This window comes from Aeromicrobium sp. WCS2018Hpa-31, from assembly GCF_031843905.1.
GTDB lineage: Bacteria > Actinomycetota > Actinomycetes > Propionibacteriales > Nocardioidaceae > Aeromicrobium.
On sequence record NZ_JAVTJF010000001.1, the window covers coordinates 360,361 to 374,713 of the forward strand.

At 71.9% G+C, this 14,353-nt stretch carries 17 protein-coding genes; 10 read left to right on the forward strand and 7 right to left on the reverse strand.

Features of this window, described 5'->3' with window-relative positions:
• Positions 1 to 816 precede the first annotated feature (816 nt).
• From dapE to RQG84_RS01800, 3 genes are read left to right on the forward strand one after another with little or no spacing between them, the layout of a single operon-like run.
• On the forward strand, positions 817 to 1,878 hold the full coding sequence (gene dapE / locus RQG84_RS01790; RefSeq protein ID WP_311208589.1) for a succinyl-diaminopimelate desuccinylase: 1,062 nt from the start codon (positions 817 to 819) through the stop codon (positions 1,876 to 1,878).
• Positions 1,875 to 2,594: a TIGR00730 family Rossman fold protein gene (locus tag RQG84_RS01795; RefSeq protein ID WP_235492851.1), complete on the forward strand. Its 720-nt coding sequence runs from the start codon at positions 1,875 to 1,877 to the stop codon at positions 2,592 to 2,594. Before dapE ends, RQG84_RS01795 begins: the two co-directional genes overlap by 4 nt.
• A 7-nt stretch (positions 2,595 to 2,601) precedes the next feature.
• Positions 2,602 to 3,444, forward strand: a complete 843-nt coding sequence (locus RQG84_RS01800; protein ID WP_311208590.1) for a TrmH family RNA methyltransferase — start codon at positions 2,602 to 2,604, stop codon at positions 3,442 to 3,444.
• On the opposite strand, the gene RQG84_RS01805 is transcribed toward RQG84_RS01800, so the two are convergent.
• Positions 3,428 to 4,228, reverse strand: coding sequence for an ion transporter (locus tag RQG84_RS01805; protein WP_311208591.1), 801 nt, complete (start codon positions 4,226 to 4,228; stop codon positions 3,428 to 3,430). The genes RQG84_RS01800 and RQG84_RS01805 overlap by 17 nt on opposite strands.
• A 107-nt stretch (positions 4,229 to 4,335) precedes the next feature.
• Here RQG84_RS01805 and RQG84_RS01810 point away from each other — a divergent pair, with 107 nt between their 5' ends.
• Positions 4,336 to 4,896 (forward strand): DNA-3-methyladenine glycosylase I, encoded by a 561-nt coding sequence (locus RQG84_RS01810; protein ID WP_311208592.1) that lies wholly within the window; start codon positions 4,336 to 4,338, stop codon positions 4,894 to 4,896.
• Positions 4,897 to 4,978: 82 nt separating this feature from the next.
• A complete protein-coding gene (locus RQG84_RS01815) occupies positions 4,979 to 5,569 on the forward strand; it encodes a hypothetical protein (protein ID WP_311208593.1) in 591 nt (196 codons plus the stop codon).
• A gap of 71 nt (positions 5,570 to 5,640) precedes the next feature.
• Here RQG84_RS01815 and RQG84_RS01820 read toward each other — a convergent pair whose 3' ends face one another.
• Complete coding sequence (locus tag RQG84_RS01820) at positions 5,641 to 6,243, reverse strand: enoyl-CoA hydratase-related protein (RefSeq protein WP_311208594.1); 603 nt, start codon at positions 6,241 to 6,243, stop codon at positions 5,641 to 5,643.
• 153 nt (positions 6,244 to 6,396) lie between these two features.
• Here RQG84_RS01820 and RQG84_RS01825 point away from each other — a divergent pair, with 153 nt between their 5' ends.
• Complete coding sequence (locus RQG84_RS01825) at positions 6,397 to 6,558, forward strand: DUF3117 domain-containing protein (protein ID WP_162237311.1); 162 nt, start codon at positions 6,397 to 6,399, stop codon at positions 6,556 to 6,558.
• Between the two features lie 17 nt (positions 6,559 to 6,575).
• Positions 6,576 to 6,905 (forward strand): hypothetical protein, encoded by a 330-nt coding sequence (locus tag RQG84_RS01830; RefSeq protein WP_235497445.1) that lies wholly within the window; start codon positions 6,576 to 6,578, stop codon positions 6,903 to 6,905.
• A gap of 9 nt (positions 6,906 to 6,914) precedes the next feature.
• Here the strand turns inward: RQG84_RS01830 and RQG84_RS01835 are convergent, their stop codons facing one another.
• Positions 6,915 to 7,544: an O-methyltransferase gene (locus RQG84_RS01835; protein WP_311208614.1), complete on the reverse strand. Its 630-nt coding sequence runs from the start codon at positions 7,542 to 7,544 to the stop codon at positions 6,915 to 6,917.
• Positions 7,545 to 7,765: 221 nt separating this feature from the next.
• Here RQG84_RS01835 and sigE point away from each other — a divergent pair, with 221 nt between their 5' ends.
• Positions 7,766 to 8,353, forward strand: coding sequence for an RNA polymerase sigma factor SigE (gene sigE, locus RQG84_RS01840; protein WP_055970178.1), 588 nt, complete (start codon positions 7,766 to 7,768; stop codon positions 8,351 to 8,353).
• Complete coding sequence (locus tag RQG84_RS01845) at positions 8,353 to 9,195, forward strand: hypothetical protein (protein ID WP_311208595.1); 843 nt, start codon at positions 8,353 to 8,355, stop codon at positions 9,193 to 9,195. The genes sigE and RQG84_RS01845 overlap by 1 nt, the downstream gene beginning before the upstream one ends.
• 28 nt (positions 9,196 to 9,223) lie before the next feature.
• On the opposite strand, the gene RQG84_RS01850 is transcribed toward RQG84_RS01845, so the two are convergent.
• Genes RQG84_RS01850 through RQG84_RS01865 form a run of 4 tightly spaced genes read right to left on the reverse strand, consistent with a single transcriptional unit; the run spans position 9,224 to position 12,610 of the window.
• Entirely contained in the window at positions 9,224 to 9,523 is a 300-nt protein-coding gene (locus RQG84_RS01850) for a sec-independent translocase (RefSeq protein ID WP_235492879.1), read from the reverse strand.
• Positions 9,524 to 9,542: 19 nt separating this feature from the next.
• Complete coding sequence (locus RQG84_RS01855; RefSeq protein ID WP_396135205.1) at positions 9,543 to 10,730, reverse strand: Mrp/NBP35 family ATP-binding protein; 1,188 nt, start codon at positions 10,728 to 10,730, stop codon at positions 9,543 to 9,545.
• A gap of 40 nt (positions 10,731 to 10,770) precedes the next feature.
• On the reverse strand, positions 10,771 to 11,310 hold the full coding sequence (locus RQG84_RS01860; RefSeq protein ID WP_257728891.1) for a DUF1003 domain-containing protein: 540 nt from the start codon (positions 11,308 to 11,310) through the stop codon (positions 10,771 to 10,773).
• Positions 11,311 to 11,341: 31 nt separating this feature from the next.
• The gene (locus RQG84_RS01865; RefSeq protein WP_311208596.1) at positions 11,342 to 12,610 is read right to left on the reverse strand and encodes a magnesium transporter MgtE N-terminal domain-containing protein; all 1,269 of its coding nucleotides are present in this window, start codon (positions 12,608 to 12,610) and stop codon (positions 11,342 to 11,344) included.
• Positions 12,611 to 12,749: 139 nt separating this feature from the next.
• Between RQG84_RS01865 and RQG84_RS01870 the strand changes: the two genes are divergently transcribed.
• Positions 12,750 to 14,279: an OFA family MFS transporter gene (locus RQG84_RS01870; protein ID WP_311208597.1), complete on the forward strand. Its 1,530-nt coding sequence runs from the start codon at positions 12,750 to 12,752 to the stop codon at positions 14,277 to 14,279.
• The last annotated feature ends 74 nt before the right edge of the window (positions 14,280 to 14,353 follow it).

Sequence of the window (14,353 nt, forward strand, 5' to 3'; positions counted from 1 at the left end):
TGCGGCTGCGCTGCTCCGGGTGGGTCGTGCCTTGCGGCTGCGCTGCTCCGGGTGGGTCGTGCCTTGCGGCTGCGCTGCTCCGGGTGGGTCGTGCCTTGCGGCTGCGTCGCTGTGGCTGCGAGGCGGGTCGATCTCCGAAAGGGCCTCGACCAGCGGCGGGGTCCGGGCTCGGTCGGGCTCTCGGAGCGTGGCTCGGGGTGACGCAAGATTCTGCGTTCGTGCGGGAGGGGGCGAAGGATGCTGCGTTCGCTACCGGATCCCGTCACCAACGCAGCATCGTTCGGGTCTCTGCGCGCGAAGGCAGAATCTTGCGTCCACCGGGGGCGACTCGTGTGGCGGGTGGGCAAAGATTCTTCCTTTGCGTGGGACGGTCCACGAGAAGGGAGAATCCCTGCCCGTACGGGGCCCTTTTCGCCGCCACGATGCTTCCTTCGCGAGGCACGGTCCACGAGAAGGAAGCATCGTGCGTGGATCACGCACAGAAGGAGAATCGTGGCCGCGCCCCGCAGACCCGCCCGAGTCCAGACCCCTCCGCCGGTCGAGGCCCTTTCGGAGGCCGACCCGACGTGGAGCCACAGCGACGCAGCAGCGAGCGAACGCCCCGCCGAGCGACGCAGCACCACGCGAAGCCCACCACAGCGACGCAGCACCACGGGAAAGACCCACCCGCAGCGACGCAGCACCACGGGAAAGACCCACCCACAGCGACGCAGCAGCACCCACGAGATCGGCCACGCCCGCCGCACCCGACGACACATCCGCATCGCCCGGGCCGGGTGACGGGCACCCGGGGGAGTGAGACCTAGAGTGGTCGCCATGGCCGTCCTCGACCCCTCGCGCGACGTCGTCCAGCTGACGGCCGACCTCTGCGACATCGCCTCGGAGAGCCTCCAGGAGGCGGAGATCGCCGACGCCGTCGCCGCCGTGCTCGACGCGGCCCCGCACCTCACCGTCGTGCGCGACGGCCACACGCTCGTGGCGCGCACCGACCTCGGCCGGGACGAGCGGGTCGTCATCGCGGGGCACCTCGACACCGTCCCGGCCAACGGCAACTTCCCGACCCGGCTCGACGGCGACACCCTCTGGGGTCTCGGCACCTGCGACATGAAGGGCGGCGTGGCGGTCGCGCTGCGGCTCGCCGCCGGGCTGCCCGACCCGAACCGCGACGTGACCTACGTGTTCTACGACGCCGAGGAGATCGCCGCGAAGTACAACGGTCTCGGCCGCGTCGCCCGGGAGCGCCCCGAGCTGCTCGAGGGCGACTTCGCGATCCTCATGGAGCCGTCGGTCGCCTCGGTCGAGGCCGGCTGCCAGGGCACGATCCGCGTCGACGTCGTCACCCGCGGCGAGCGCTCCCACTCGGCGCGCTCCTGGATGGGGCACAACGCCATCCACGACGCCGCCGAGCTGCTCGTCCGGCTGCGCGACTACGAGCCCCGCCGCGTCGTCATCGACGGGCTCGAGTACCGCGAGGGCCTCAACGCCGTGGCGATCAGTGGGGGCGTCTCCGGCAACGTGGTGCCCGACCTGGCCACCGTCACGGTCAACTACCGCTTCGCCCCCGATCGCAGCGAGGCCGACGCGCTGGCCCACCTCACGGAGGTGTTCGAGGGCTTCGAGCTCACGGTCACCGACTCCGCTCCCGGCGCGATGCCCGGGCTCGACCACCCGGCAGCAGCCGCGTTCGTCGCGGCGGTCGGCGCGGAGCCCCGCCCCAAGTTCGGCTGGACCGACGTCGCCCAGTTCACGCAGCTCGGGATCCCCGCGGTCAACTTCGGCCCCGGCGACCCGATCTACGCCCACAAGCAGGACGAACACGTCCCCGTCGCGCACCTGCGCACCGTCGAGGACGCCCTCACGAGATGGCTGACCGCATGAGCTACCAGAAGGGTCCGGTGCGTCTGCGCCGCGACCGCATCCCCACCAGCACCACCGACCAGCGTCTGCTCGACTCGCGCGGACCCACGGACTGGGTGCACACCGATCCGTGGCGCGTGCTGCGCATCCAGGCCGAGTTCGTGGAGGGCTTCGGCGCACTCTCCGAGCTGGGTCCGGCCGTCGCGGTGTTCGGCTCGGCCCGCACCAAGCCCGACGACCCGATGTACGAGAAGGCCCGCGAGGTCGCCGAGAAGCTCTGCAGTCGCGGCTACGCCGTCATCACCGGTGGTGGACCCGGCGCCATGGAGGCCGCCAACCGCGGGGCCAGCGACTGCGGCGGCGTGTCGGTGGGCCTCGGCATCGAGCTCCCGCACGAGCAGGGTCTCAACGAGTGGGTCGACCTGGGCATCAACTTCCGCTACTTCTTCGTGCGCAAGACGATGTTCGTCAAGTACGCCCAGGGCTACATCGTCATGCCGGGCGGCTTCGGCACGCTCGACGAGCTGTTCGAGGCGCTGACGCTCTCGCAGACGGGCAAGATCACGACGTTCCCGATCGTGCTCTTCGGCACCGCGTACTGGCAGGGCCTGATCGACTGGCTCCGCGACACGATGCTGCCCGACGGCAAGATCAACGAGGCCGACCTCGACCTCGTGCTGCTCACCGACGACGTCGACGAGGCGGTCGCCCACTTCGACGCCGTCGCCTCCGAGTAGCGCCGACGTGAGGGTCACCTCGCGCAACGCCGCCTTCCAGCAGTGGGAGGCGCTGCTGGGCAACCGGCGCAAGCGTCACCAGCTGGGTCGGATGCTCGTGCAGGGCGTGCGCCCGGTGACGGTGGCGCTGGACGCGGTGGACCGCTCCGGCCTGGTCGTCGACGCCGTGCTCCACGACGACCGGCCGAGCCCGTCGCAGTGGGCCCAGGACGTGGTCTCCCGCGCCGTCGCGTCCGGCGCCACGGCCTACGAGCTGTCGGCGGAGCTGCTGGCCGAGCTCGCCGAGCAGGAGCAGGACCGACCCGAGGTCGTGCTGGTGGTCGTCCAGCCCGCCGACGACGTCGCGCGGCTCCCGGTCCCGGCGGACCTGCTCACGGTGGTGCTCGACCGACCGTCGAGCCCGGGCAACGTCGGCAGCATCGCCCGGTCGGTCGACGCGTTCGGCGGCACCGGTCTCGTGGTGTGTGGTCATGCGTGCGACCCGTACGAGCCGAGAGCGGTGCGGGCGTCCACCGGGTCGGCGTTGACGGTTCCGACGGTGCGCCTCGGGTCCCCCCGCGAGGTGCTCGCGTGGGTCGAGGCGGCGCGTCGCGACCTGGGACACGTCGCGGTCGTGGGCACCGACGAGCACGGTGAGGTCGAGCTGGCCGACGCCGACCTGACCGGCCCGACCGTGGTCGTGACGGGCAACGAGACCCGCGGCCTGTCGAGTGCGTGGCGGGAGGCGTGCGACCTGGTGGTGCACATCCCGATGACCGGGACCGCCTCGTCGCTCAACGCCGCCAATGCCACGTCGGTGGTGCTCTACGAGGCCTCCCGCCAGCGTCGGCGGGTCAGCCGCGGCGGCTGATCTCCTCGCGGAGCGCGGCCACCTCGGCGCGCAGCTCGGTGACCGCGTCGAGCACCAGGCGCTCGCTCTCCTCGACCTCGTCCACGATCTCGCGCTTGCCGTCCTCGTTCTGCATCTCCAGCGCCTCCACGGCCACGGCGATGAACAGGTTGAGCACGATGTAGGTCGAGATGAGGATGTAGGCGATGAAGAAGACCCACGAGGCGGGGTGGGCGTCCGTGACGGGCCGGACGACGTTGGCCCAGTCGTCGCCCGTCATCACCTGGAACAGGCTCAGCAGCGAGGTCGGGAGGTCCCCGAAGTGCTCGGGATCCGTGGTGCTGAACAGCTGCGTCGAGACGACGCCCGACACGTAGACGAGCATGACGAGGAGGGCGCCGATGGAGACCATGCCCGGGAGGGTGGCCACGAGGGCCGCGACCACGCGGCGCATGGACCGCACGGCCGACAGGAGACGCAGCACCCGCAGGACGCGCAGGACGCGGAGCACGCCGAAGGCACCCGAGGCGGGGATGAGCGCGACCGCCACCACGAACAGGTCGAACAGGCTCCAGCCGTCACGGAAGAACGCGCCGCGGTGGGCGAAGATCCGCAGACCGATCTCGACCACGAAGACCGCCACGGTCACCCAGCCGAGTGGCGCCAGCCAGCCGGCTTCGCGCACGAGCTGCGGGGAGGTCTCGAGGCCCAGCACCGCGGCGTTCACCACGATCACCGCGATGATGAACCACTGGAAGCGGGACGACTCGACGAGGGCGAGCACGCGGGCGCGGCTGGGGGTCACGGTCGGGCTCCGGGCTGTGAAGGAGTGGCGAGGGGAGTGCGGCGGCGACGACGTCGGCGAGCGGCTCATCGTATCGGTGTGTCCGTGGCGCCTGGCAGGATCGGGCCATGACGGTCACCGGACCCGACGAGATCGAGCGCTGTCCCTGGGGCAGCGACGTGGCCCTGCAGCGCTACCACGACGAGGAGTGGGGGCGCGAGCTGCGCGGTGACCGTGCCATGTTCGAGCGACTCAGCCTGGAGGCCTTCCAGGCCGGGCTGTCGTGGTCGCTGATCCTGCGCAAGCGCGAGGCGTTCCGGGCCGCCTTCGTCGGGTTCGTGCCCGCCCTGGTCTCCCGGTTCGACGACTCCGACGTGGAGCGGCTGCTCACCGACGCCGGCATCGTGCGCAACCGTGCCAAGGTCGAGGCCACCATCTCCAACGCCCGCGCCACCCTCGAGCTGGGCGAGAGCCTGAGCGACCTCGTGTGGTCGTTCGCGCCCGAGGACCACGTCGCGCCCCGCTCGGTCGACGACGTGCCCGCGACGTCGCCGGAGTCCACCGCGCTCGCACGGGAGCTGAAGCGTCGCGGCTTCAGGTTCGTCGGTCCCACCACGGCCTACGCCCTCATGCAGGCCACCGGCATGGTCGACGACCACCTCGTCGGGTGCGTGGCCCGACGGTCCTGACGCCACCACTCCAGTCACATCCGTCCCCTGCGTCACGGTGTGGCTCCCGCGTCGACGGGCCTGGGAGATCTAGCCTTTCGCCATGACCACCCCCCGCTCCGCCGCTCGACGCAGCCGCCGTTCCGTGCGCACCCTCGCTGCCGTCGTCCTCATCGTGTCCGCCCTCGTCGCCGGCACGGCGGCGATCGTGGTCGCGACCGTCGCCGCACTCGCGGTCGCGGTCGCCTATGCCGTGACGGTCTGCTCCGTCGCCGCCCGGCTCCTGACCAACGAGACCGCGCAGGTGCGTCGCGACTGGGCCCGTGACCGCGCGGTCACCGCCCACGAGCAGAGCCGCGAGGCCGCCCGCCGCAAGCGCGAGCAGGTCTCCTTCGCCGACACCATGGCCGAGAAGGTGCAGGTGCGCGACACCCGCATCGAGGACCTGGCCGCGCAGATCGCCGAGGCAGAGGCGGCCCTCGCCCGGGCCGAGGCCGAGCACGTCGCCGCCGCACGGCGCGCCGACGCGCTCGACGGTGAGCTCCAGGAGACGCGCGACTCGCTGCTCGGCACCCGCGCCGAGGTGCGCCGCCTGCGCGACGAGCTGGCGGCGAGCCAGAGCGCAGAGCTCGAGGCCCGCACCGAGCTGCTGGCCTGGCAGCAGCAGGCCGAGGAGCAGCGCAGGCTCGCCTGACCCCACGGGCCCATACCGGGCCCCGCGGCGGCAGGAGCCGGCCTCGGTTCGACTGGTCGGGCCCGCTCAGCTCAGTCCTGAGGGTGCAGGTCCACCACGCCACGCAGGCGAGCCTCGTTCTCGACGGCCCGTGCCACGCGCGCGCCGGCTCCCTCGGGCGACAAGGCCCGCAGCACCGCAGCGCCGCGGCCCGCGCGGTCGGCCACTGCTGCGGCCAGCGTCGCGGCCGCAGCCGGCACCCGGTCGCGCTCGTGGACCTCGTGCACCAAGGCCATCCGTCGGGCGTCGACCGCGGTGACGGCTCGCGGCGCGAGCAGGAGCAGGCGTGCCGTGGCCTCGCCCACGGCGCCCGGGAGGGTGACGCTCGTGCCGCCCACGAGTGGCTCCACCCGCACGGTGGCGTCGGCTGCGGCCACGCGAAGGTCGGCGGCCAGCGCCAGGGCCGAGGCGTGCCCGTCGATCGTCCCCAGGAGGGCCGCCACCACCGGCACCGAGGCGTCGGCCACGGCCAGGACCGCGTCGTCGTCCAGCCCGTCGGAGGACTCGTCGAGCACGAGCAGCAGGCAGCGGACACCGGGCGTGGTGAGCGCCTCACGTACACGCCGAGAGGCCGATCCGGCCCCGATCGCGCCCGCCTCCGGGGCGGACCGGGTGCGCAGGTCGACCCTCGTCACGCCCGGAGCGGAGGGGTGCTGCGCCGTGCTGTCGTGGTCCTGACCTGGAGTGCTCACGTCGTCCTTCGCACCGGTTGGAAGTGATGAGGGGGCATAAGAGATAATAGGAACCTGAGGCGACCGGAAGGCGGTCACCGAATGGAAGGGGAACCCATGGCGGCCATGAAGCCTCGTACTGGTGACGGACCGATGGAAGTCACCAAGGAGGGCCGCTGCATCGTCATGCGGGTCCCGCTCGAGGGCGGTGGACGTCTCGTGGTCGAGCTGAACAACGAGGAAGCCGAGACGCTCGGCGACGCGCTCAAGGCCGTCTGAGCTTGTTCGGTCTGACGATGCGCTGGTCCTTGACCGGCGCACCCGAGGACACCCTCGCGCAGCTGCGCGCGTACATCGAGGACGTCAGCTTCGCCCACTTCGCGGGGCTCGACGGCCTGCGGTTCAAGTCCTGGCGCGCCCGCGAGGGCGAGTGGTTCGAGGGCACCTACGTGTTCGTGAACGCCGAGGCACGCGCCGCGTTCCAGGCCGACATGGAGTCCGGTGCCGCCGACCTCCCGGGCAGCCGCATCATCGGCAGCCCGCCTGAGCTCATCGAGGCGTGCGAGATCGTCGCGGTGGTGCGGGGGCCCGCCGGCTTCCGTTCGGCCCCGGCCTTCGAGCGCTGAGCCGGGCGCTCAGGCCACGCGACGCACGGCCAGCAGGCCGTCGCCCACCGGGAGCAGGGCCGGCACGAGTCGCTCGTCGACCGCGGCCTGCGTGAGCAGCTCGCGGATCGCGACGGTCTCGGCGTCGCGGCGCTGGGGGTCGGCCACGCGGTCGTGCCAGAGCGCGTTGTCGAAGACCACGACGCCGCCCACGCGCACGAGGCGCAGCGACTGCTCCAGGTACTCGCCGTACTCGACCTTGTCGCCGTCGACGAAGACCAGGTCGTAGCCCTCGTCGGTGAGGCGGGGCATGACGTCGAGCGCCGACCCGGCGATCAGTCGGAAGCGCTGCGGCGCGACGCCGGCCTGGGTGAAGACCTGCCGGGCGTGACGCTGGTGCTCCGCCTCGAGGTCCACCGAGGTGAGCACACCGTCGTCGGCCATGCCGCGCAGGAGCCAGAGTCCGGACACGCCGGTGCCCGTGCCGACCTCGGCCACGGCACGCGCGTCCAGCACGGACGCCAGGAAGCGCAGCGTCGCCCCACCGGCTGCCCCGATCGGGCTCACGCCCACCTCGTCGGCTCGGCGGCGCGCGTCGGCGAGGTGGTCGTCCTCGCTCAGGTAGCCCTCGACGTAGCTGAGGCTGGCTTCGCTGGTGATGATGACTCCTCGGTGGCGCGTGCCGGGGGTCCGGCGGCTGTGGTGCCAGCATAGTGAGGTCGCCACGGTTGACGGCGTTGCATGCCCCGGGGCTCGCCGTGTCGTGCCAGGGCCCAGGATGCGCCATGATCGAGAGGGAACCGTCAGCGTCCTCTGGGCGTTCTCTCAGGAGACGGCACGACGATCGATGCATGAAGGAAGAAGACGTGAGCACGCAGGTCATGACCGCTGAGCGCGACGCCCGGACGGGCGAGGGCTCGACGGACGCCGACACCGCGTGGGAGACCATCGTCGAGGAGCACTCCGCCCGCGTGTACCGCCTGGCGTACCGACTCACCGGCAACCGCCACGACGCCGAGGACCTCACCCAGGACGTCTTCATCCGTGTGTTCCGCTCGCTGGACCGGTACGAGCCGGGCAACTTCAACGGCTGGATCCACCGCATCACGACCAACCTGTTCCTCGACCGGGTGCGTCGTACGAGCAAGCTGCGCATGGACGGCTTCAGCGAGGGTGCCGAGGAGCGGCTGGAGGGGCGCGAGCAGCGACCCGAGTCGGTCGTGCACGACGCCGCCTTCGACCCCGACATCGAGGCCGCGCTCTCGTCGCTCACCGAGGAGTTCCGCGTCGCCGTGGTGCTGTGCGACGTGGAGGGGCTGTCCTACGAGGAGATCGCCGACGTGCTGGGCGTCAAGATCGGCACGGTCCGCTCGCGCATCCACCGGGGTCGTACGCAGCTGCGGCACGCCCTCGCCCACCGCGCCCCGACCGCTGGCCGGACCCGCTTCCTCGGAGCCGTAGGAGCCTGATGGCCCATCTGGACGCCGACGTAGCCGCCTTCGTGGACGGGCAGCTCTCGCCCGATGCCACGGAGGTCGCGGCGCGTCACGTCCAGTCCTGCGAGCGGTGCCGCGAGGCGGTGTCGCAGCAGCGCCAGCTCAAGCGACGCATGCAGGTGTCCGCCGACGTGCGACCTCCGGCGTCGCTGCTCGCCTCGCTCAGCTCCGTGCCGGTGTCCCCGCCTCCTCCGGCGCCCAGCGCCTGGGCCCGGATCGTGCGGTCGAGCACCCTCGGGGCGGCGGGCGTGCTGGTGGGCGCCTCCCTCGCCGTGGCGCTGGCGGCCTACCTCGCCGGTGGGAGCGCCCGTGGCATCGGCGACGAGGTGGTGCCGCCCGTCGAGACCTACGCGGCCGACTTCCACGGCGCGGGCCCGATGGCCGGGAACGACGTCATGACCGCCGCGGTCATGGAGGACCTGACCGCCAACGGCTGGCCGTGCCACGGTCAGCTGGGTGACGACCTCGAGCGCGTCGAGGGGCGTCTGCAGGACGAGGGAGCGGTCTCGCTGACCTACACCGACGGCCTGCACCGCCTGGTGCTGCACGAGCAGAACGGCGCACTCGACACCGACGGCCTGCAGGGCTTCGAGCCTCGTCGGCTCGCCGACCGGCCGGTGTGGGTGCGGGAGACGCCCCGCGAGCGCATCGTCACCTGGGACGCGGACGGCGTGGTCTACACCATCGTGACCGACGTGGGTGACGACCGGCTGGCGCCGGCCCTGCGCGACCTGCCCGCTCCGCTCGGCGAGCCCGGGCTGCGTGAGCGCCTCGGCGACGGCCTCAGCCGCGTCGCGACCTGGATCTCCGCCTGACGGCTCCCACGACGACCGGTGAGGGCCCTCAGGTCGCCTCGTCATCGTGCGGCGGCCGCTCGCCGGGACGCAGGATCCGGTCGCGCGTGGGCGTCTCGGACTCCTCGAGGAGGTGGCGCCGCACCACGTCGCGGGGGTCGAGGCTGCGCAGGTCGACGTCGGAGAAGTCCTGGCCCAGCTCGCGCCCGAGGTCGTTCTTGGCGTTGTCGGCCATCCGCCGCACGGTGCGCACCATCTGAGCAGCCTGCTTGGCCATGCCCGGGAGCTTGTCGGGTCCGAACAGCAGCAGGCCGACCACGAGGATCAGGCCGATCTCCGGCCAGCCCATCCCGAACACGGCCGGTTCCTCAGAGTCGACCGACGGGCGCGAGACCGAGCTGCATCCCGGCCAGGCCGCGCGAACGGCCGGTGAGGGAGTCGGCCACCTGCAGCAGGATCTTCGCGGACTCGCTGTCGGGGTGGGTGGCGACGATCGGCAGGCCGTCGTCGCCGCCGATGCGCAGCTGCTCCTCGAGCGGCACCTTGCCGAGCACGGGCACGTCGTGGCCGAGCCGCTGGCCGAGGGTGCGTGCGACGGTCTCGGCGCCGCCGCTGCCGAAGACCTCGAGACGCTCGCCCGCGGGCGTGAGCAGGTACGACATGTTCTCGATGACGCCGACCACGCGCTGGTGCATCATCGAGGCCATCGTCCCGGCCCGCTCGGCGACCTGGGCGGCCGCCTGCTGCGGCGTGGTGACCACGACGACCTCGGCGTTGGAGAGGTGCTGGCCGAGGCTGATGGCCATGTCACCGGTGCCCGGGGGCAGGTCGAGCAGCAGGGCGTCGAGGTCGCCCCAGAACACGTCGCTCAGCATCTGCACGAGCGCACGGTCGAGCATGGGCCCGCGCCACGCGACCACCTGGTCACGCTTGGGCTTGAGCATGCCGATGCTCATGACCTTGACGTCGGGCGCGTCCGGGGAGCCGGGGACCGCGACCGGCACCGGGAGGATCATGTCGTCGACCTGGGTGGGGCGACGGTCGCCGACGCCCATCATGTCGGGGATCGAGTGGCCGTAGATGTCGGCGTCGACGATGCCGACCTTCAGCCCGCGCTGTGCCATCGCCACGGCCAGGTTGACGGTGACGGAGGACTTGCCGACGCCGCCCTTGCCCGACGCGATGGCGTAGACCTTGGTGAGCGAGCCGGCCTGGGCGAAGGGGATCTCGCGCTCGGCCTGGCCGCCGCGCAGCATCTCGCGCATGCTCTTGCGCTGCTCGTCGGTCATGACGCCGAGGTCCACGTGCACGGTGTGCTGGGGGGCCACCTTCTGGACGGCCTCCGTGGTGTCACGGGTGAGCGTCTCCTTGAGGGGGCAGCCCGAGACGGTCAGCAGGATGCGCACGGTGATCGACGTGTCGTCGATCGTGATCGTGTCGACCATGCCGAGCTCGGTGACCGGACGCTTGATCTCGGGGTCGATCACGCTGCCGAGGGCCTCGCGGACCCGCTCCTCGGTGACGGACTCGTCGGTGACGGATGCCATGGGGTCCATCGTACGGGCGGGACCTGCGTCCCGGTCCCGCAGGCGAGCCTCACTGCTCGGTCGGCTCGCCGTCCTCGTCGTCGGGTGGGGTCTGCAGCGACTCCAGGAGGTCGCGCAGCTCCGAGCGCAGGAAGTCGCGGGTGGCGACCTCGCCGAGGCCGAGACGCAGGCTGGCGACCTCGCGGGCCAGGAACTCCATGTCGGCGTGCGACTGCGCGGTGGCGTGCCGGTCCTGCTCCTGCTGCACGCGGTCGCGGGCCTCCTGGCGGTTCTGCGCCAGCAGGATCAGCGGTGCGGCGTAGGACGCCTGCAGCGACAGCATGAGGGTCAGGAAGATGAACGGGTACTCGTCCCAGCGCGGGCGCTCCGGGCCCCACGGGACGTTCCACACCACCCAGATGATGATGAGCAGCGTCATCCAGATGAGGAACTTGGCCGTGCCCATGAACCGGGCGAAGGTCTCCGCGAAGCGACCGAACCGGTCGGTGTCGCCCGACCTCGGGCGCAGGGAGCGACGTCGGTCGCGGGGCTGGTCGAGCCGCGCCCGCTCCTGGCGGGCCTGGTCGCGGTCGCCGCGGGACCGCCCGATCTCGGGGCGTCGGCGTCGTCCGTCGGAGCGCTCAGCCACGGGTGGTCACCTCCGCCGGACGTGGGCTCGGATCACGCTCGCGCCAGCCCTCGGGGAGCAGGTGGTCGAGCACGTCGTCGATGGTGACGGCTCCGATGAGGTGGTTGTTCTCGTCGACCACGGGCAGCGCGAGCATGTCGTAGGAGGCCAGCAGGCTGGCGACCTGCTCGAGCGTCGCGTCGGGTCGGGGCCAGTCGATGTCGTTGTCGGCGAGCCCGCCGACGAGGGTCGACGGCGGTTCGCGCAGGAGCGCCTGCACGTGCACGATCCCGAGGAAGCGGCCGGTGGGCGTCTCGACGGGGGGCCGGCACACGTAGACCATCGAGGCCAGGGCCGGACCGATCTCGGGCTCACGGACCCGGGCGAGCGCCTCGGCGATCGTGGCGTCGGGCGGAAGGATGACCGGTTCGGTGGTCATCATGCCGCCGGCCGTCCGGTCCTCGTAGACCAGCAGGCGGCGGACGTCCTCGGCGTCCTCGGGCTCCATGAGGGCCAGCAGCTGCTCCGACGTGGCCGTCGGCAGCTCGCCGAGCAGGTCGGCGGCGTCGTCGGGGTCCATCTCCTCGAGGACGTCGGCGGCGCGCTCGGGGTCGAGGACCCCCAGGATCTCCACCTGGACGGTGTCGGGAAGCTCCTCGAGGACGTCGGCGAGCCGCTCGTCCACCAGCTCGCCCACGATCTCGGTGCGCCGCTTGGCAGGAAGGTCGAGCAGCGCGTTCGCCAGGTCGGCGGGTCGCATCTCGTCCATCGTCGCGAGCAGGTGCGTCGCGCCCTGGGAGGCCTCCTCGCCCACCAGCCCGGTGACCTCGTCCCAGTCGACCACGTGGGTGGCGCCGCGCCGACCGAAGCGCTTGCCCGTCTCCTGCACGGCGACGGTGCCGATGAACCAGTCGCGCCGGGTGTCCTGCTCCATGGCCAGGTCGTAGACCGTGCCGCCGCGCTGGTCGGGCAGGGACACCGTGCGGTCGAGGAGCTCGTGGATGGCGAGGGTCTCGCTGCTGCGCTTCTCGAAGCGGCGGACGTTGAGCACGCCGGTCGTGATGATCTGCCCCGAGTCGAGCGACGTGACCCGCCCGATCGGCAGGAAGACCCGACGCCGCCCCAGGACCTCCACGACCAGCCCCACCACACGGGGTCGCTGGCGGGCGGAGCGCACGGCCACCACGACGTCGCGCAGCTTGCCGACCTGGTCGCCCGCGGGGTCGAAGACCTCCTGCCCGACGATGCGGGACAGGAAGATGCGACCGGGGCTGGAGCTCACCCGCCCAGCCTAGTGCGAGCCGGGGAACGGTCGGGCCCCGTGGGGCGGTGGGCGCGCGCGACGTCGCCGTGTCTCGTATCCTGCGAGACGCACGTCACACGGGTCGCCGCCGCGCCCGTGAGATCGACCTAGGGGGACCATGTCCACGCACTTCCTCGACCGCGAGCGCACCGTCGCCGGACCCGGATTCAACCGGTGGCTGATCCCACCGGCTGCCCTGGCGGTGCACCTGTGCATCGGGCAGGTCTACGCGACGAGCGTCTACAAGGCCTCGCTCGTGCAGCACTTCGACACCAGCCTCACCGCGATCGGCATCGTCTTCTCGATCGCGATCGTCATGCTCGGTGTCTCGGCGGCCGTGTTCGGCACCTGGGTCGACACCGGCGGTCCCCGTCGCGCCATGGTCGCCGCCGCCACCTGCTGGTCGGCGGGATTCCTGGTGGGGGCGCTCGGCATCGCGACCAGCCAGCTGTGGCTGCTCTACCTCGGGTACGGCGTGCTCGGCGGCATCGGCCTGGGCATCGGCTACATCTCGCCGGTCTCCACGCTCATCAAGTGGTTCCCGGACCGCCCGGGCCTGGCCACCGGCATGGCGATCATGGGCTTCGGCGGCGGCGCGATGATCGCGAGCCCCGTGTCCAGCACGCTCCTCGGCTGGTACGACTCGGCCTACGACACCGCGTCCGGCATCGCGTCGGGGCGGGCGGTGGCCCTGCTGTTCGTGACGCTCGGCCTGGGCTACCTGGTCGTCATGCTCTTCGGGGCCTGGCTGGTGAAGGTCCCGGCCGACGGGTGGGTCCCGCGGGGCTTCGACCCGTCCACCGTGAGGAAGAAGGCCCTCGTCACCACCGAGAGCGTGTCGGCGAACAACGCGGTCCGCACGCCGCAGTTCTGGCTGCTGTGGATCGTCCTGTTCTGCAACGTCACCGCGGGCATCGGCATCCTCGAGCAGGCCGCGCCGATGATCCAGGACTTCTTCCGCGAGGGCGAGGAGTCGAGCGTGGCTGCTGCTGCGGCCGCGGGCTTCGTCGGCTTCCTCTCGCTGTGCAACATGGCCGGTCGGTTCATCTGGTCGTCCACGTCCGACGTCGTGGGGCGCAAGAACATCTACATGCTCTACCTCGGTCTGGGCATCGTGCTCTACGCGACGCTGGCACTCGGTGGGTCGACCTCGACGGTGCTGTTCGTCGTCCTGGCCGGCGGCATCCTCAGCTTCTACGGCGGCGGGTTCGCCACGATCCCGGCCTACCTGCGCGACCTCTTCGGCACGTTCCAGGTGGGTGCCATCCACGGGCGCCTGCTCACCGCGTGGTCGGCAGCCGGCGTGGCAGGCCCGCTCATCATCAACGGGTTCCTCGACGCGCGGGGCGAGCCGGGCGCCCTGACTGCGGCCGACTACCGCCCGGCGCTGCTCACCATGGTCGGTGTGCTGGTGGTGGGCTTCGTGGCCAACCTGCTCGTGCGCCCGGTCGCGTCGCGGTTCCACGAGCCCAAGGACGAGGGCAGCCGCACGGAGCCGACCGACCCGGCCGTGGCGACGGCCCCGGCCGGTGACGACACGACGGCCGAGGGCGTCACGCCGCTGACCGTCGTGGCCTGGCTCGTGGTCGGGGTGCCGCTGGCCTACGGCGTCTACGAGACGGTGGTCAAGGCCGCGGCGCTGTTCTGACCCGGTGCACCTGCACTGTTCCGACGTGGGGCACCTGCACGGTTCCGACGTGGGGCACCTGCACTGTTCCGACG

Bases quoted from the DNA above. Each gene is read 5' to 3' on its own strand.
- RQG84_RS01845 (WP_311208595.1), top strand. From the start codon at position 8,353: ATGGCCCATCTGGACGCCGACGTAGCCGCCTTCGTGGACGGGCAGCTC.
- RQG84_RS01870 (WP_311208597.1), top strand. From the start codon at position 12,750: ATGTCCACGCACTTCCTCGACCGCGAGCGCACCGTCGCCGGACCCGGA.
- RQG84_RS01815 (WP_311208593.1), top strand. From the start codon at position 4,979: ATGACCACCCCCCGCTCCGCCGCTCGACGCAGCCGCCGTTCCGTGCGC.
- sigE (WP_055970178.1), top strand. From the start codon at position 7,766: ATGACCGCTGAGCGCGACGCCCGGACGGGCGAGGGCTCGACGGACGCC.
- RQG84_RS01795 (WP_235492851.1), top strand. From the start codon at position 1,875: ATGAGCTACCAGAAGGGTCCGGTGCGTCTGCGCCGCGACCGCATCCCC.
- RQG84_RS01830 (WP_235497445.1), top strand. From the start codon at position 6,576: ATGCGCTGGTCCTTGACCGGCGCACCCGAGGACACCCTCGCGCAGCTG.
- RQG84_RS01810 (WP_311208592.1), top strand. From the start codon at position 4,336: ATGACGGTCACCGGACCCGACGAGATCGAGCGCTGTCCCTGGGGCAGC.
- RQG84_RS01850 (WP_235492879.1), bottom strand. From the start codon at position 9,523: ATGGGCTGGCCGGAGATCGGCCTGATCCTCGTGGTCGGCCTGCTGCTG.
- RQG84_RS01855 (WP_396135205.1), bottom strand. From the start codon at position 10,730: ATGGACCCCATGGCATCCGTCACCGACGAGTCCGTCACCGAGGAGCGG.
- RQG84_RS01825 (WP_162237311.1), top strand. From the start codon at position 6,397: ATGGCGGCCATGAAGCCTCGTACTGGTGACGGACCGATGGAAGTCACC.
- dapE (WP_311208589.1), top strand. From the start codon at position 817: ATGGCCGTCCTCGACCCCTCGCGCGACGTCGTCCAGCTGACGGCCGAC.